Here is a 432-nt window from a genome sequence, read left to right on the forward strand (position 1 = left end):
CCTACGGGGGGCTGCAGTGGGGAATATTGGACAATGGGGGCAACCCTGATCCAGCAATGCCGCGTGTATGAAGAAGGTCTTCGGATTGTAAAGTACTTTCGATAGGGACGATGATGACGGTACCTATAGAAGAAGCCCCGGCTAACTTCGTGCCAGCAGCCGCGGTAATACGAAGGGGGCTAGCGTTACTCGGAATGACTGGGCGTAAAGGGCGCGTAGGCGGCTTATACAGTCAGATGTGAAATTCCTGGGCTTAACCTGGGACCTGCATTTGATACGTATAGGCTAGAGTGTGAGAGAGGATTGTGGAATTCCAAGTGTAGAGGTGAAATTCGTAGATATTTGGAGGAACACCGGTGGCGAAGGCGGCAATCTGGCTCACAACTGACGCTGAGGCGCGAAAGCGTGGGGAGCAAACAGGATTAGATACCC

General features: G+C 52.8%; 1 rRNA gene. It reads left to right on the forward strand.

The window, feature by feature from the left end:
* A 16S ribosomal RNA gene (locus FAF44_RS53775) occupies positions 1-432 on the forward strand; the annotation flags it as partial.

This window comes from Nonomuraea sp. MG754425, from assembly GCF_021699195.1.
Lineage (GTDB): Bacteria > Actinomycetota > Actinomycetes > Streptosporangiales > Streptosporangiaceae > Nonomuraea.